General features: G+C 60.2%; 2 protein-coding genes. Both read right to left on the bottom strand.

Translation table 11 applies throughout. The features are described 5' to 3' along the window. A partial coding sequence (locus ROA7023_RS25410; RefSeq protein WP_234992442.1) for a hypothetical protein occupies positions 1 to 258 on the bottom strand: 258 nt, incomplete at its 3' end. Positions 259 to 282: 24 nt separating this feature from the next. Then, a complete protein-coding gene (locus ROA7023_RS24295; protein ID WP_143535744.1) occupies positions 283 to 825 on the bottom strand; it encodes an IS1 family transposase in 543 nt (180 codons plus the stop codon). Between the last annotated feature and the right edge of the window lie 184 nt (positions 826 to 1,009).

Here is a 1,009-nt window from a genome sequence, read left to right as displayed (position 1 = left end):
AAGGGCGCCCCAAGGGACCAGCCCCTTGCGCTGAATGTTGAAGCTTGCGACCGCATGGTCGCGAGCTTCTTTCGTTTCTGGTCGTTCAACCAATATGCTCACCGAGAGTGTGGCACGAGGCGCGTGCAGGCTGGCGAAGGAAAAGATGCTGCCGAGGAAGGCGGAGCGCGCTGCCAATGACGCGTTTGAGATGCATGATGGCTGGCTTCTGAACTTCGGCGACGCGACGATGGAGCGCTGGTTTGATGAGGAGTTCAACCTCGATCTCAACCAGATGAGGTATCATCGCATTGGAGCGTCAAAGGCAAAACGATTGCGCGAGTTCGTTTTGGTGGAGCCCCCCACCACCAGGTTGCTCGCGTGCGCCGTGCAGAGATGCTGGAACACCACCGGGAAGCGGCGCTTCCGGCTGGGCCAGTTGATGGTCAGCGCCTGGCTGTCCGTGGCGAAGCGGAAGCCAGCATCCGCGAGGTCGATCCGGGAGAAATCTTCCCGGCGCGACGCGAAGCTCCTGACCTGATCGTTGTGGAATCCGATCCGCCGGTAGATGTCGCGGTATGAAAGCCCGGAAATCTTCGCTGTCTTTGCCAGCGAAAGGTCGTTGCAGAGCATATCGAGGATCGGGCGGTTCTTGTCGGAGAGCTCTTGTCGGCGAGCCGGTCTGCCGGTCGAGAATGTTTTCGCACAGGCCTTGCACCGCCACCGCGGGTCGCCGCCCTTGGTCTTCCCGAAGCTCTGGTAGAGATCCCTTCGGCCGCTTGAACGGATCAGGCAGCACTCCGCAAAGGGCGCACGCCGGATTGCGACAGAAGTCGAGATCGTCACCCGCGACAGGCGCGGGGAGTCCTCGGACCAGTGGCACCACCGCTGCTCCCGAAGATATCTTCGGGACGCTCGACACCTTTTTTCTCCATTCGGATGACCGTCAAGCGTGGTGTCGAAGAGAAAGTTGGCCGCAATGCGGCCAACTGAAGTATTTTCTCAACATTTACGGTCAGGGACTGGCCCA

The sequence above is a fragment of the Roseisalinus antarcticus genome (assembly GCF_900172355.1).
Lineage (GTDB): Bacteria > Pseudomonadota > Alphaproteobacteria > Rhodobacterales > Rhodobacteraceae > Oceanicola > Oceanicola antarcticus_A.
This window is presented reverse-complemented; position numbering and strand designations above follow the sequence as displayed.